15 protein-coding genes are annotated in these 13755 nt (G+C 61.5%); 6 read left to right on the top strand and 9 right to left on the bottom strand.

The features are described from left to right. Window positions 1–28: 28 nt before the first annotated feature. The 6 genes from cheW to flhD all read right to left on the bottom strand — a co-directional run bounded on the left by cheW (window position 29) and on the right by flhD (window position 5987). Window positions 29–547, bottom strand: coding sequence for a chemotaxis protein CheW (gene cheW / locus NCT03_RS00840; protein WP_244826816.1), 519 nt, complete (start codon window positions 545–547; stop codon window positions 29–31). 22 nt (window positions 548–569) lie between these two features. Further along, window positions 570–2831, bottom strand: coding sequence for a chemotaxis protein CheA (cheA, locus tag NCT03_RS00835; protein ID WP_250462705.1), 2262 nt, complete (start codon window positions 2829–2831; stop codon window positions 570–572). Window positions 2832–2894: 63 nt separating this feature from the next. Beyond that, window positions 2895–3275 (bottom strand): response regulator, encoded by a 381-nt coding sequence (locus NCT03_RS00830; RefSeq protein ID WP_244826814.1) that lies wholly within the window; start codon window positions 3273–3275, stop codon window positions 2895–2897. A gap of 77 nt (window positions 3276–3352) precedes the next feature. Further along, window positions 3353–4336 (bottom strand): flagellar motor protein MotB, encoded by a 984-nt coding sequence (motB, locus tag NCT03_RS00825; RefSeq protein WP_244826813.1) that lies wholly within the window; start codon window positions 4334–4336, stop codon window positions 3353–3355. Window positions 4337–4352: 16 nt separating this feature from the next. Next, on the bottom strand, window positions 4353–5213 hold the full coding sequence (motA, locus tag NCT03_RS00820; protein WP_244826812.1) for a flagellar motor stator protein MotA: 861 nt from the start codon (window positions 5211–5213) through the stop codon (window positions 4353–4355). Window positions 5214–5675: 462 nt separating this feature from the next. Beyond that, a complete protein-coding gene (flhD, locus tag NCT03_RS00815) occupies window positions 5676–5987 on the bottom strand; it encodes a flagellar transcriptional regulator FlhD (protein WP_250491686.1) in 312 nt (103 codons plus the stop codon). Window positions 5988–6636: 649 nt separating this feature from the next. On the opposite strand from flhD, the gene NCT03_RS00810 reads away from it, so the two are divergent. The 3 genes from NCT03_RS00810 to NCT03_RS00800 all read left to right on the top strand — a co-directional run bounded on the left by NCT03_RS00810 (window position 6637) and on the right by NCT03_RS00800 (window position 9254). Next, the gene (locus NCT03_RS00810) at window positions 6637–7701 is read left to right on the top strand and encodes a glycosyltransferase family 4 protein (RefSeq protein ID WP_244826810.1); all 1065 of its coding nucleotides are present in this window, start codon (window positions 6637–6639) and stop codon (window positions 7699–7701) included. A 250-nt stretch (window positions 7702–7951) separates the two neighbouring features. Beyond that, window positions 7952–8671 carry an aquaporin Z gene (gene aqpZ, locus NCT03_RS00805; RefSeq protein ID WP_244826809.1) on the top strand — a complete coding sequence of 240 codons (720 nt, stop codon included), beginning with the start codon at window positions 7952–7954 and terminating at the stop codon, window positions 8669–8671. 298 nt (window positions 8672–8969) lie between these two features. After that, window positions 8970–9254, top strand: coding sequence for a PXPV repeat protein (locus NCT03_RS00800; protein ID WP_244826808.1), 285 nt, complete (start codon window positions 8970–8972; stop codon window positions 9252–9254). Window positions 9255–9670: 416 nt separating this feature from the next. Here NCT03_RS00800 and NCT03_RS00795 read toward each other — a convergent pair whose 3' ends face one another. Both NCT03_RS00795 and NCT03_RS00790 read right to left on the bottom strand, forming a co-directional pair. Then, a complete protein-coding gene (locus NCT03_RS00795; protein WP_244826807.1) occupies window positions 9671–10495 on the bottom strand; it encodes a Cof-type HAD-IIB family hydrolase in 825 nt (274 codons plus the stop codon). 47 nt (window positions 10496–10542) lie between these two features. Continuing rightward, on the bottom strand, window positions 10543–11439 hold the full coding sequence (locus tag NCT03_RS00790) for a glucosamine kinase nucleotide-binding domain-containing protein (protein ID WP_250491685.1): 897 nt from the start codon (window positions 11437–11439) through the stop codon (window positions 10543–10545). A 109-nt stretch (window positions 11440–11548) separates the two neighbouring features. Here NCT03_RS00790 and NCT03_RS00785 point away from each other — a divergent pair, with 109 nt between their 5' ends. The 3 genes from NCT03_RS00785 (at window position 11549) to NCT03_RS00775 (ending at window position 13422) form a co-directional block, all read left to right on the top strand. After that, on the top strand, window positions 11549–12160 hold the full coding sequence (locus tag NCT03_RS00785) for a DNA-3-methyladenine glycosylase I (protein WP_250491684.1): 612 nt from the start codon (window positions 11549–11551) through the stop codon (window positions 12158–12160). 441 nt (window positions 12161–12601) lie between these two features. Continuing rightward, window positions 12602–13027 carry a hypothetical protein gene (locus NCT03_RS00780; RefSeq protein WP_244826804.1) on the top strand — a complete coding sequence of 142 codons (426 nt, stop codon included), beginning with the start codon at window positions 12602–12604 and terminating at the stop codon, window positions 13025–13027. Window positions 13028–13062: 35 nt separating this feature from the next. After that, window positions 13063–13422 (top strand): phospholipase D-like domain-containing protein, encoded by a 360-nt coding sequence (locus NCT03_RS00775; protein ID WP_250462691.1) that lies wholly within the window; start codon window positions 13063–13065, stop codon window positions 13420–13422. A gap of 100 nt (window positions 13423–13522) precedes the next feature. On the opposite strand, the gene rpsU is transcribed toward NCT03_RS00775, so the two are convergent. Continuing rightward, a complete protein-coding gene (rpsU, locus tag NCT03_RS00770; protein WP_244826802.1) occupies window positions 13523–13735 on the bottom strand; it encodes a 30S ribosomal protein S21 in 213 nt (70 codons plus the stop codon). Between the last annotated feature and the right edge of the window lie 20 nt (window positions 13736–13755).

Below are 13755 nucleotides of genomic sequence, written 5' to 3'. Positions count from 1 at the left end.
CGCGCTTCGGTACACGAACGCGGTTGTTTTAAGCGGCAACCGAGTCGATCAATTCCATCTCGCGGCTCGTCATGAGCTTCTCGATGTCCATCAGAATCAGCATGCGGCCATCCACGGTGCCTAAGCCCGTCAGATATTCGGAGGTCAGCGTCGCGCCGAATTCGGGCGCGGGCATCACTTGCTCTTGCGTGAGCGTGAGGACGTCCGAGACGCCGTCGACCACCATGCCGACCACGCGATGCGCGACGTTCAGAATGATCACGACCGTCTGGTTGTCGTACTCGACGCGACCCAGATTGAACTTGATGCGCATGTCCACGATCGGCACGATGATGCCGCGCAGATTGATCACGCCCTTGATGAACGAAGGCGCATTGGCAATGCGCGTCACGTTGTCGTAACCGCGAATCTCCTGCACCTTCAGGATGTCGATGCCGTACTCTTCGGCGCCGAGCGTGAACACCAGAAACTCTTGTCCGGCGGCTTCCGCGTGTTGCGCGTCGCGACGCGAAGACGTCGCGGAATGGATGTTTTGAATGTCTGCCACGGTAACTCCTTCGATGCGGGTGTTAATGAGCGTGCGCGCTGTGCTGCACACGCGATTCGCGGTTGAGCGCGGCCACGTCGACGATCAGCGCGACGCTGCCATCGCCCAGAATGGTCGCGGCTGAAATGCCGTGCACCTTGCGATAATTGGTTTCGAGATTCTTCACGACCACTTGCTGCTGGCCGACGAGTTCGTCGATCAGCATGGCGAAGCGCCGGCCTTCGGTCTGCATGATGGTGACGATGCCTTGCGTGGGCTCGGTGCGCGCGTTCTCCACGTCGAACACGGCATGCAGCGCCACGAGCGGCAGATACTCACCGCGCACGCGCACCACGCGCTCGCCGTTGGCGACCGTGTAGATGTCTTCGGCCACCGGCTGAAGCGACTCCATCACGAAGTTGAGCGGCAGAATGAAGATTTCGCTGCCGACCTTCACCGACATGCCGTCGAGAATCGCGAGCGTGAGCGGCAGCACGATCTTCGTGGTCGTGCCCGCGCCTTCACGCGACTTGATTTCGACGTGGCCGCCCATCGACTGGATGTTGCGCTTGACCACGTCCATGCCCACGCCGCGGCCGGAAATGTCCGTCACCTGTTCGGCGGTCGAGAAGCCCGGCATGAAGATGAGCTGCCACACTTCCTCGTCGCTCATCGACTCGGAAACCTGCATGCCCTGCTTCTGCGCCTTCGCGAGAATCTTGTCGCGGCGCAGGCCGGCGCCGTCGTCGCTGACTTCGATCACGATGTTGCCGCCGTGATGCGCCGCCGACAACACGAGCTGGCCGGTCGTCGACTTGCCCGCCGCGCGACGCGCTTCCACGGTTTCGATGCCGTGGTCGAGCGAGTTGCGCACGAGGTGCGTGAGCGGATCGATGATGCGTTCGATCAGGCTCTTGTCCAGTTCGGTCGCCTGACCGAACGTGACGAGTTCCACGTCCTTGCCGAGCTTGCCCGCGATATCGCGCACGAGCCGGGGGAAGCGGCTGAATACGTAATCCATCGGCATCATGCGGATGGACATGACGGCTTCTTGCAGATCGCGCGCATTGCGTTCGAGCTGCGCCATGCCGTTGAAAAGACGGTCGTGCAATGCGGGATCGAACGTGCTCGTCGTTTCCGCGAGCATCGCCTGCGTGATGACCAGTTCGCCCACCAGGTTGATGAGCTGATCGACCTTCTCCACGCCGACGCGAATCGAGCTGCCTTCCGCCGATGCGGCCGCTGCCGGACGCGCCTTTTTATCGGCATCGTTCGTATTGGCGTTGGCCGGTTTCTGTGACGGCTGGGCGGCAGTCTCCGGGACCGCCGCCGTCGCCGCTTGTTGTTTTTGTTGCGCCGTGGATGCAGACGCGTCGAGCGCCTGCGATGCGTCCGGCTGTTGCTGTAGCGCGTGATGCGCCGCCGTTGCCGGCGGTACTTCGACGGATGCGGCCGGCGACTGCGCCGACTGATCCGCCGCATTGCCACGGCCGATTCCGATCTGCGATTCATCGATCACGAAGCAGCACACGGCCACGATGTCGTCGGCGCTCACGTCCGACTCGAGCCAAAGCACGAGTTCGGCGTCAGTCTTCTTTTCTCCGACGATACTTCCCAGGTTACCTAGCTCCTCGGTCAAAGTCGCCAGGTCCTTCTCGCCCACCCCCCGTAGCGTAATTTTCAGGTGGGGTCCTGCTTCCGCTGCCGATGCTGCCGCAGCGGTTCCTGCAATCGGTGCGCCGTCCGTGACTTCGAACGCGCCGTCCCACGTGCCGTCGTCCTCGATCGCTTCCGCAGCCTGCGCGATGACATGCGCGGGCGGAGCGTTCGGGCCTTCGTAGGCGGGTTCGTGTTGTTGCGCCTTCTCGATGACGGCGGCGGCTTCTTCTATCACCGGTGCCGCCGGCGCTTCCGGGTCTTCGTGCTTCAGACGCTCGAGCTTCGCGCAGATCGCGGCGGCCGCGGCCGCATCCGGCTCGGCGCTCGCGCGATACGCGGCGAGCTGGTCCGAGAGCACGTCCTTCGTCGCGAGGAAGGTATCGATCATGTCGCGGCGCAGGACGAGTTCATTGTTGCGCGCGCGGTCCAGAAGCGATTCGAGGATGTGCGTCGTTTCCGTGAGCGCCGTGAAGCCGAAGGTCGCCGCGCCGCCCTTGATCGAATGCGCCGCGCGAAAGATCGCCGCGAGGTCTTCCGGATCGGGATTCGCAATGTCCAGAACGAGCAGCAGCTGCTCCATCTGCGCGAGCAGTTCGTCTGCTTCGTCGAAGAAGGTCTGATAGAACTGGGTAATGTCGAGTGTCATGCTTGAGTCACCGCAGAAATGCTGTTCAGTCGCGTTATTCGGTCGAGGTTTGCTTCGTCTTGCTCAGTGCTGCTCTTCGGGTTCCGACAGTGCCGCCACCAACTCGGTCAAGAGCTCGGGATCGAGCGGCTTCTGAATCCAGCCGGTCGCTCCCGCCGCGCGCGCCGCGTCCTTGAACGCTTCGCTGTCCTCGGTCGTCAGCACGAGCACCGGCGTTGCCTGGTAGGCGTGATTCACCCGCAACTCCGCGATCAAATCGAGCCCGCTCTTGCCGGGCATGTGCTGGTCCGTCAGGACGAGATCGAAACGCTCGGCGAGCGCCCATTCGAGCCCTTCGTTGCCGTCCGACGCGACGGTCACTTCGTAGCCCGCCGTCGTCAGCGTGGCGGAGAGAATCTGCCGCATGGCGGCGGAATCGTCGATTGCCAGAATGTTCTTGATCATGTGTGTCTCTTGCGGTCTTGCCGGGTTGACGGCTAAAACGTGTGGAGTCTTGAGAGTCTTTCGCGCGGATTTCGCTTTTATTGCGGTCGCGCCTGGAATACGGGCGCGAGTTTGTCCAGCACGGGAGCCGCGCCCGCCGCGTTGTCGAATGTCGCGGGCGGCGCGCCGTCGTCGCGCAACATGGCGCTCTCCGCGCGCCGGTTGAGCACGATGATGCTGATGCGCCGGTTTTCCGGGTCCATCGCGTCCTTGCGATTCAGGTTCTGCGTCGATGCAAGCCCGAGCACGCGCAGCACCTTCGCTTCGTCCATGCCGCCGTAGATCAGCTCGCGCCGCGACGCGTTCGCGCGGTCCGCCGATAGTTCCCAGTTGCTGTAGCCCTTGTCGCCGCCGGCGTACTTCACGGCATCCGTATGTCCTTGCACGACTATTCGATTGGGTACGTCGTTCAGCGTCTTGCCTATCTCGCGCAAAATGTCGCGCATGTACGGCTGCACGGAGTCGCTGGAGAGCGCGAACATGGGCCGCTTCTGGGTATCGACAATCTCGATGCGCAAGCCCTGCTGGGTCGAATCGATGCGTATCTGCTGCCTGAACTGGCGCAAGGTCGGGTTGGCCTCGACGGCCGACATGAGCTTCACCTGGAGGTCGTGCAGGCGCTCTTGCTCGCGGCGTTCGATCTCGCCTTCGGCTTGTCTCAACGCGGCTTCATCGGGTCTTGCCGACGAACGCACCGCGAACGGCGTGTTGCCTTCGGTGGTGCGTACCGTGCCGGGCTCGGGGCTCGACAGATCGCGCCCGCCGCCCATGATGATGCTGGAGTCCATGCCGACGGTCTTGCCGCCGACCATCGCGGCCTTGAGCGGCGTGTTGAAGTATTCGGCGATACCGCGTCGTTGCACCGGCGAAGTCGAACTCAGAAGCCACATGAGCAGGAAGAACGCCATCATCGCGGTCATGAAGTCCGCGTAGGCGAGCTTCCACGCGCCGCCGTGATGTCCCTTGCGGCCCGCGACGATACGCTTGATGAAAATTGGCCGGTCTTTGTCGGGTGAGCTCATGGCGTCGTTCCTCGCTTCACTTCGCGCGGACGCGGCGCACGTGTTCTTCCAGTTCGGAGAACGACGGGCGCTCGGTCGAGAACAGCACCTTGCGGCCGAACTCCACCGAGATGGCGGGCGCATAGCCGTTCAGACTCGCAAGGATCGTCACCTTGATGCACTGAAACATCTTGGTCTGCTCGGCCACGCGCTGCTCCGCCACGCCCGCGAGCGGGCCGATGAAGCCATACGAAAGCAGAATGCCGAGGAAGGTGCCGACGAGCGCCTGCGCGATCATCTCGCCGAGAATCGCGGGCGGCTGATCGGCGGAAGCCATCGTGTGCACGACGCCCATGACGGCCGCGACGATACCGAACGCGGGCATGGCGTCGCCCACTTTGTGCAGCGCTTGTGCGGGCGCTTCGCCTTCGGCGTGATGCGTCTCGATTTCCTCGTCCATGAGGCTTTCGATCTCGAACGCGTTCATGTTGCCGCCGACCATCAGCCGCAGATAATCCGTCAGGAATTCGACGATGTGCTCGTCCGCGAGAATCTTCGGGTACTGACCGAAGATCGGGCTTTTATGGGGATCGTCGATATCGCTTTCGAGGGTGAGCGTGCCTTCCTTGCGCGCCTTGGCGAGCAGGACGTAGAGCAGGCCCATCAGTTCCATGTACACATCCTTGTTGTACTTGGAGCCCTTGAACAGCGTGGGAATGACGCGCAGCGTCGACTTGATCGTCTTGATGCCGTTACCGAGGATGAATGCGCCGACACCCGCGCCCGCGATCATCAAGATTTCGACCGGTTGCACGAGCGCGCCAAGGTGGCCGCCTTCGAGCGCGTAACCGCCGAATACGGACAGCAATGTCACGAGCGTTCCAACGAAAATCAGCACAGTCGAGTCCTCAAGGTAGTTGCGGGATGACCGCCGTTATGTGGGTTTACGGCACGGCAAGGGAAAACTTTGGTGCATGACCGGGAGGTGAGGCAAACGCTAGAACCCGCGTGGGATGGGGCTCTGACGACATGCGGCGCAATGGCGCATGGCGCGCGGGGAAGCTACGGTGCGAGTGCCTTTTCGTGCGGGCGATGGCGGCGTATAGCTCTTCGCGATAAGCCAGTTGTTCGTGGTAGAAGGCGAGTTGACCGCGAGACGTGCGTCGATCTGGCAGCGAGCTGGCTCACCGCGATGAATGGCCTGCCATGGGCAGCAGACGTATGCCGACCAACTTACGAGGTGTTGGCACGGCGGCCGCTCGTCCGATCGGTTCATGCCGGCTGCGCGCCGTTGCGTTCGGTCAGCGCTGTGAGCGCGCAACGCAAACGCCGCCGTGATCAGCTCGAATCAACGCGCAGATCAGCCGGCTTCTATCGCCAATGCATCCGCGAGGAGGGTCGCGTCCGGCGCGGCGCTTTTGTCCTTTCCGTCGAGTGAAGAAAGGATGGCGTGATCGTCGAAGCGAAAGCGGCACAGCAAATGGCTCGACGACGCCACCCTCACCGCCTGCGCGGGCGAAAGCGAAGCCAATAACTGCGCCACGTCGTCCGAAAGCGCCAGCCGAGCCATGGCCGAAGCGCGGTCCGCAAGCAATAGCTGCTGCGCCAGAAGCAAGTACGCGAGATTAAGCTCGCGAATCTCCGCGAGCGTGGTGGTTGTGCTGGCCGTCATCTTTTACCCGAATCGATACCCGGCTCGTCAGGCCGTGCGGGAAACGTTTGCTCGGATCGCTCTGGATTGCGGCGATTCGGCCCCGCTCATGGTGTGGATTCGATTGTCGATGAGGCTTCGAGCGCGCGCCAATCGGATAAATCGACCGATTTACCGACGGAAAAGCCCGCGACGTCGTGTAAGAAAAATTCCTACGCGAAATAGTTGAACGGCTGTTTGAGCGAATCGGGAGCACCAAACTCAAGTATCGGCTGCTTCTCATCTGACTTGAAATGCCTCGAGCACGGATCGCTCCGTGCCATGCGCAGAACCGGCCCATATGCCTTAGGCCCGATCCGTGCTACTTCAATGCCTCGCGGCAATGCCCTGCGTGCGTCGAATTCGTCTACGTCATTGATATCGATGCACTTTTTGACTTCGTAACAGCCGTTGTTTCGCGCTGTAACAAGGTTAAGCGTTTGAAAAATGAAGTGTAATGCCGCGCTCGATCCCGATAATGAGCAGTAAGGGATAACCCGGTTGAACAGTTTCTTGTCCGGGCCAGTCTCGGGCGGCGTCTTCTACACGAACGCGGCCCGCCCGAACGGCATGCGTCGAGCGCTCGACCGGAGCGTGACTGCAATGCCTTAAATAACAGGAGAGTCACGTTATGCGAATCGCACAAATTGCACCGTTGCACGAAGCAGTTCCCCCGAAGTTTTACGGCGGCACCGAGCGCGTCGTCTCGTATCTGACCGACGCACTCGTCGACCTCGGCCACGATGTAACTCTGTTCGCCAGCGGCGATTCGCAAACCAAGGCGACTCTCGATGCGGCCTGGCCGCGCGCGCTGCGCCTCGACCCGACCGTGCGCGACGCGCTCGCGCCGCACATGCTCCTGCTCGAAACCGTCCGCCGCCGCGCGCATGAATTCGACGTGCTGCACTTCCACCTCGATTACATGCCGTTTCCGCTGTTCACGCAGATGGACACGCCTTTCGTGACGACGCTGCATGGCCGTCTCGACCTGCCTGAACTCCAGCCGATCTTCAACACGTTCACGAAGGCGAACGTGATCTCGATCTCGGACAATCAACGCACGCCGCTGCCGCAAGCGAACTGGCTGAACACGGTCTATCACGGTCTGCCGGAAGATTTGCTCACGCCGCAGCCGCACAAGAAGCCGGAATACCTGGCGTTCCTCGGCCGTATCTGCCCGGAAAAGCGCGCCGATCTGGCCATCAAGATCGCGGCGCAAAGCGGTTTGCCGCTGAAGATCGCAGCGAAAGTGGACAAGGTCGACCAGGAATATTTCAAGTCGACCATCGAGCCGCTCTTGTCGCAGGCGCATGTCGAGTTCATCGGCGAGATCAATGAAGCGCAGAAGCCGGAATTCTTGTCGGGCGCGAAGGCGCTGCTGTTCCCGATCGACTGGAACGAGCCTTTTGGCCTCGTGATGATCGAAGCGATGGCATGCGGCACGCCGGTGATCGCGTTCAATCGCGGCTCGGTGCCGGAAGTGATCGATCATGGCGTGACCGGCTTTATCTGCGAAGACGTGCAAGGCGCAGTGGGCGCGCTGCATCGGATAGATGAGCTATCGCGCACGGAAATCCGCGCGCAGTTCGAGCGTCGTTTCAGCGCGAAGACCATGGCGCAAAATTACGTCGATAGCTACACGGCCATGCTTCAGGCGGCCAAGCGTCCGGTGCTTCGTCAGGTCGCAGTGGGCTAATACGCGGCGCGCCAGACCTTAGGTATCGTTTAAAAAACCGCCCGACAACGGGCGGTTTTTCATTGTGTGAGCCCAATTCGACCCGCTAAGGATATTCCGAAGATTCTGCCGTTATCGCGTGAATTGACTGCAAATCAACCATTTTTGACAGTTTTGCCAAAGAATCGCGCTTAAACTCCGCTGCGCAAGAGGAGTTGAGCTTTCTTGCATTTTGTCAACGGTTGTTCATATTTTTCACGAAGGCAGGATCATGCAATTGTCGAAGCGTCTCGGCGCTGAAATTTTCGGTACTTTCTGGCTTGTGCTGGGCGGTTGCGGAAGCGCCGTGCTTGCCGCGGCCTTTCCTCATGTCGGCATTGGCCTGGCTGGCGTTTCGCTGGCGTTCGGTCTCACCGTGCTCACCATGGCTTACGCCATCGGCCATGTGTCGGGTTGCCACCTGAACCCTGCGGTCAGCATCGGTCTCGCGGTTGCGGGCCGCTTTCCGGTACGTGATCTCGGTCCGTACATCATCGCTCAGGTGATCGGCGCGACGCTCGGCGCATGGGTTTTGTCGCTGATCGCCACGGGCAATCCCGACTTCAATCTGGTTGCCAGCGGCTTCGCGGCGAACGGTTTCGGCGAGCACTCGCCGGGCAACTATTCGATGCTCGCGGCACTGGTTTGCGAAGGCGTAATGACTTTCTTCTTCCTGTTCGTCATTCTCGGCGCCACCGATGACCGCGCACCGAAGGGCTTCGCGCCAATCGCCATCGGCCTGTGCCTCACGCTCATCCATTTGATCTCGATTCCCGTCACCAACACGTCGGTGAATCCGGCGCGTTCGACTGGCCCGGCATTGTTCGTCGGCGGCTGGGCACTCGACCAGTTGTGGCTGTTCTGGATCGCGCCGTTGGCCGGTGCAATCGTCGCGGGCGTGGTGTACCCGATCCTGACGAGCGAACGCAGAAAGGCACTGATCACTGCCTAAGTACGTTTGATCATGCTTCGAAAACGGGCGCCTCGTGCGCCCGTTTTGCTTTTCCAGCGCGAATTCTGTGCTCTTAGATTAAAGCGGCGAGACAAATGTAATGGACAATTACGAAGCATGCTTACTATCTTCGTTTTGCGCGCCGTTCCCTCGCTCGAAAGCCTTGCTGGACAAGGCTCTGGCTTGTTTTATCGTCTTTACGACGCGCTTTCATACCGTAACAACTCGTCGAGGCTTGTAAGACGCGCGGCGCTTACATTGGACTCATGCGACACGCGTCGCTCTAAAGGAGAACACCATGAAGCGCATCGTTACCCACATGCTCGTAGCTGCCGGCCTCGCGATCGGTGCGGTTGGAGCGGCTCAGGCCCACAGTGATCTTCACATCGGCGTTTCGCTCGGCGCACCCGCGTATGTGGCGCCGGCTCCGGTTTATGTGCGCCCGGCGCCGGTGTATGGCGGACCTTATTATCGTCATGAGGAACCGCGCTGGCATGGCAACTACGGCCACGACAATGGCCGATGGAATCGCGCCGGCTGGCATGACAACGGCAATCACAATGGCTGGGGACGTCGCGGATAAGAGTGGCGCAGTCGGTTGCGGCTGCCGGAGCTGCGGTGGCGGTCGCGGTGGCATTTACGGCGGCAGTCGCGGTGGCATTTACGGTGGCAGTCGCAGTCGTACTTACGGTGGCAGTCGCCTTCGCAGTTGCGATGGCACTCGCGGTCGCCGTTGCCCGTCACAGTTGCGTTGGCAGTTGGAGTCGCAGTCGCAGTCGCACTTACGGTGGCAGTTGCCTTCGCAGTTGCGATGGCACTCGCGGTCGCCATTGCCGTCGCAGTTGCGTTGGCAGTTGGAGTCGCAGTCGCAGTCGCACTTACGGTGGCAGTCGCCTTCGCAGTTGCGATGGCACTCGCGGTCGCCGTTGCCTTCGCAGTTGCGACGGCACTCGAAGTCACAGCACGAGCCACCGCCGCCCCGCACGCTCCATCAACAGGTCAGGCACCCGCAATTTCGTCGCGAATCCCGAAAAGCTTACGCAACTGATGCGCGACGCCCGCCTCGAAATTGTTGCCAATACGCGGTACATCCGGCAGCCGCTTGATGAGATCGGGATTCGCGTTGTTCATCATGAACGGATGCCCCGCCGTTTCGAGCAGATCGATGTCGTTCATGTTGTCGCCAAACGCGACGCATTGCGCGGGATCGATATCCAGTCGCTGCAAAACGTAGCGCAGCGCGCGTCCCTTCGATACATCCGAAGTCATCACCTCAAGACAGTCCGGCAGCGAATAGGTGACGTACAGCGAGTCGCCGAATTCGCGCTCCAGATTTGCCGCTGTCTCTTTCAGATCGGCCGGCTCGCCGATATACAGCACCTTCGCGATGTTCTCGCCGTCGTGCTCGCGCAGATCCATCACCTCGTACTTGAAGCCCGAATCCTGATGGAAAACGAGCAATTGCGGCGCGTGGCGGTCGATCAGCCACGCGTCGTCGGCGAAGAGGTTGACGATCACGCGCCCATTGCCGCCCGCAAGATCCGGTTGCACCAGACGGCGAACGGCGGCGGGATCGAGATCGCGCGAGTAGATGCGTTCGTCGCCGGGCGCGTGCACGCGTGCGCCGTTCGACGTGATCAGATAGGCGTCGACGCCGAGCACATCGCGAATACCCGCGACGTCGCGATAATGCCGCCCCGTCGCGATCACGATAGGCACGCCGCGCGACGCGAGCGTGCGAACGGTGGTCGCGGTGAAGGGGTCGAGCTGGTGGTCGCTATTGAGAAGCGTGCCGTCGAGATCGGTTGCAATGGCCGAGTACATGAACTGCCCTGTGTGAGCGGATCGAAGCTGCCGCGAAGCGGGCTATTTTATCGCGCCCGACGATGCGCACGTCTCGCCAGTTCCAACGCGCCAGCGGCCGAATCGGCGCGCGGGGATCGCACGCGTTCGCGCAAGGCGGCAGGCACGAACGGCTCGTAAAGCGCGGCGAGTCCGCCGCACAACGCAACGGGCAGCTTGCCCGCGGGATCGAGCGCGCCGACGAGCGTCTCGATCTCCCGTGCGGCCTGCGCGAGCAAACGCGCCGCCGCCGGATGATCGCGGAACTCGAAGACGAGCGGCGCGAGCGTGGCGTAAACCGTCTGATTGGCGGCGCAGAGCCACACGACAAGGCTGTCGCGATCGCTTGCGCCGGTGCGTTCGAGCAGTGCGCGCGACCAGCCGTCGGCATCCGCGCGACCGTCGAGAACGCGCTGAAGATGCACGACCGCGCGCAGGCCGAGCCACGCGCCGCTGGCTTCGTCGCCGCTCGGAAAGCCATAACCGCCGGCGATTCGGCATACACCGGCTTCATCGAGCGATGCCGCGATGCTGCCCGTACCGAGCGCGACGATCACGCCCGCGTCGCCACCGTGCGCGCCCAGAACCGTGGTGTAGGCGTCGCTCTCGACGCTCAACGCGCGCACGCGTGGCGCGTGAGCAAGAAAGCCCGCGAGCCAGTCTGCGTTATTGACGCCAGCCAAACCGCAGCCGAGCGAGCATGCGTTCCAGTCGAACGGCAGACCGGCGCTTTCGAAGGCGCGCCGGCAGGCATCGCCGATAGCCTGCCACGCGCGCTCCACGCCGAGCGCGAGCGCCGAGGGACCGCCGCTCGCGCGCGCGAGTTCGGCGCCGCCAGCATCGGCAAGAATCACGCGCGTGCCGCTGCCGCCGCCGTCGATGCCCAGCAGAAAGCCGTCAGAAGAAATAAGAGTCGAGGTAGTCATGGCCGCAAGCTTACCGGTGCTGGCGGCGCGCGCCAATTGGCCGAATGGCCGAGGTGGCGGAAAGCGGCCCTTCGGCTATCCTGACGCGATCCGAAAACCGAGAAACGCAATGGCCGATACCGACGCAACCCGCTGCTCCTGGGCGACCGCCACGACGGACGCAATGGTCCACTATCACGACACCGAATGGGGCGTGCCCTCCCGCGACGATCGTCACCTCTTCGAAATGCTGGTGCTCGAAGGCGCGCAGGCCGGGCTTTCGTGGTCGACCATTCTCAACAAACGGGAGGGCTACCGCGCGCTGTTCGCGGACTTCGATATCGAGAAAGTCGCGCGCTTCACTGCAAAAGACATCGAGCGGATCGTCGGCGACGCGCGCGTGGTGCGTAACCGCATGAAGATCGAATCGGCGGTGCTCAATGCGCGCGCGGTCCAGCAAATTCAGGCGGAGCACGGGTCGTTCGCCAGCTTCGTGTGGTCGTTCGTCGGCGACGCGCCGATCGACACGCCCCGGAGCGCGGACAATCCAACACCAGCATCGACGCCCGAGTCGGACGAACTCAGCCGCGCGCTCAAGAAGTACGGCTGCAAGTTCATCGGCACGACCATTTGCTATGCGTTCATGCAGGCGACCGGCATGGTCAACGACCACGCGGTGACGTGTCAGGCGCGGCAAAAAATCAAGACAAAACGGAAAGCGCCCGCCAAGACCAAGCAATGAGCCCAGTCCGATATGGAAAATCTTTGCTTTTTGGCAACATGCCTGAGTGCAAAAACTACGCATCAGGGAAGATCCTTATAGCTGACGATTTTTTGCAGTGAAGCAGCTCGAAAACCTTACTGGATAAGGGTTTCCGATGCTTCTTCCGCACTGCACGAACGTGCGGTTCATGTAAAAATGGCGTCCTCGCGTGCGCCACCGCACCTTTTTACCGAGCCGAACCGTTATAACTGTCGGTAAGCGGATCGTTCAAGGAATCAAGAATCCGACGCGAGCATAAGGACGCTATGAGACCCAGGCGTCCAGGCCGGGAAAACCATCATGCTCGAAGCAGTACCCGGACAGCAGTCGCAACAACGCCGCTGTTCCGGTGCCGCAAGTGCAGGTTGCTCGAACTACTCAACGCTTGGCCGCTGCGCAGGGGCGCAGGGGAGAATGAATATGAAAAGCCTTAACTTCCTGACCCATCAGGACATTTTCAACCGCGCAGTCCAGCATCTTCTCGTGCAAGGACAAGCCGCATTGCTGCCACACGGCGGCGGCGCGTATCGCGGATACTGCGGCGGCTGCCCGATCGGCAGCTTCATTCAGCCGCGCGACTACATCACGGCGATGGAAGGCATTCCCATTCGCTACATCGCGAAGGCGCCCGAAGTGGTGCCGGCGTATATGGATGTAGGCGTCGCGGGTCTCAAGCGTGCGCTCTTGCGCGCGCGTATCAACGTGTTCGATCCCAACACCGTCGAGTTGCTCTCCTGCCTGCAGAACGTGCATGACGTTTTCGGCAAATGGGAATGGCGCGAGCGTCTTGCTTCGATCGCGCGCCAGTTCGGTCTGTCGGCCGAGCTCCTGAAAACGGCTGCATAAGCGCTTCGGGTGTCGAGATGTTGAGCCCAATCACGATGTTGAGTCCAAAGGACATCTACCAACGCGTCAGCCGGCATTTGCTGGAGCAAGGCGCGGTATCGGAAGATGACAACGGTTCCTGCCGCCTGCGCAGCGCGAACGGGCGCAAGTGCGCAATCGGTTCGCTGGTGCGCGACGAGCATTACGACCCGGCGCTCGAAGGCGTGGGAATTTCGTACTACCGGCACGCGCACGACGGCAAACTATTGCGCGCGTTGTATGCGTCGAATGTGAATGCGTACGATCCGAACGTGATCGATCTATTGATGGAGCTGGAGCAGATTCACGACGACTCGAGCGTCGAGGAATGGCCACATCGGCTCGCGGTACTCGGCAAGCGTCACGCGTTCGTCTAAAGACCGGCGGTAGAAAGCAAAACGGCGGTGCGCCCTTACGGGTCGCACCGCCGTTTGCCTTTGCCGAACCAGATTCGCACCCGGCCCGAGGCGAAGACGCTTAGTGCATCTTCTTCGGCAGCATCTGGCTGCGCAGGCGCTTGCGCAGACGCGAAACGGCTGCTGCCTTCTTGCGCTTGCGCGCGGTGGTCGGCTTTTCGTACGACTGGCGCTCGCGGAGTTCCGCGATCAGGCCATTCTTTTCGATCGTGCGACGGAAACGCCGAATCGCGACATCAAACGGCTCGTTTTCTTTAAGGGTAATGGTGGTCATGTAAATCCTGTTTCGCTAAA

It is taken from the genome of Caballeronia sp. GAWG1-1 (assembly GCF_023631465.1).
Classification (GTDB): Bacteria; Pseudomonadota; Gammaproteobacteria; order Burkholderiales; family Burkholderiaceae; genus Caballeronia.
The sequence above is the reverse complement of the archived record's forward strand: the minus strand, read 5'-3'. Positions and strand labels throughout refer to the sequence as shown.

Bases quoted from the DNA above. Each gene is read 5' to 3' on its own strand.
- NCT03_RS00795 (WP_244826807.1), bottom strand. From the start codon at position 10,495: ATGTACTCGGCCATTGCAACCGATCTCGACGGCACGCTTCTCAATAGC.
- NCT03_RS00775 (WP_250462691.1), top strand. From the start codon at position 13,063: ATGTTGAGTCCAAAGGACATCTACCAACGCGTCAGCCGGCATTTGCTG.
- NCT03_RS00810 (WP_244826810.1), top strand. From the start codon at position 6,637: ATGCGAATCGCACAAATTGCACCGTTGCACGAAGCAGTTCCCCCGAAG.
- flhD (WP_250491686.1), bottom strand. From the start codon at position 5,987: ATGACGGCCAGCACAACCACCACGCTCGCGGAGATTCGCGAGCTTAAT.
- cheA (WP_250462705.1), bottom strand. From the start codon at position 2,831: ATGACACTCGACATTACCCAGTTCTATCAGACCTTCTTCGACGAAGCA.
- NCT03_RS00830 (WP_244826814.1), bottom strand. From the start codon at position 3,275: ATGATCAAGAACATTCTGGCAATCGACGATTCCGCCGCCATGCGGCAG.
- motB (WP_244826813.1), bottom strand. From the start codon at position 4,336: ATGAGCTCACCCGACAAAGACCGGCCAATTTTCATCAAGCGTATCGTC.
- NCT03_RS00790 (WP_250491685.1), bottom strand. From the start codon at position 11,439: ATGACTACCTCGACTCTTATTTCTTCTGACGGCTTTCTGCTGGGCATC.
- NCT03_RS00800 (WP_244826808.1), top strand. From the start codon at position 8,970: ATGAAGCGCATCGTTACCCACATGCTCGTAGCTGCCGGCCTCGCGATC.
- aqpZ (WP_244826809.1), top strand. From the start codon at position 7,952: ATGCAATTGTCGAAGCGTCTCGGCGCTGAAATTTTCGGTACTTTCTGG.
- NCT03_RS00785 (WP_250491684.1), top strand. From the start codon at position 11,549: ATGGCCGATACCGACGCAACCCGCTGCTCCTGGGCGACCGCCACGACG.
- NCT03_RS00780 (WP_244826804.1), top strand. From the start codon at position 12,602: ATGAAAAGCCTTAACTTCCTGACCCATCAGGACATTTTCAACCGCGCA.
- rpsU (WP_244826802.1), bottom strand. From the start codon at position 13,735: ATGACCACCATTACCCTTAAAGAAAACGAGCCGTTTGATGTCGCGATT.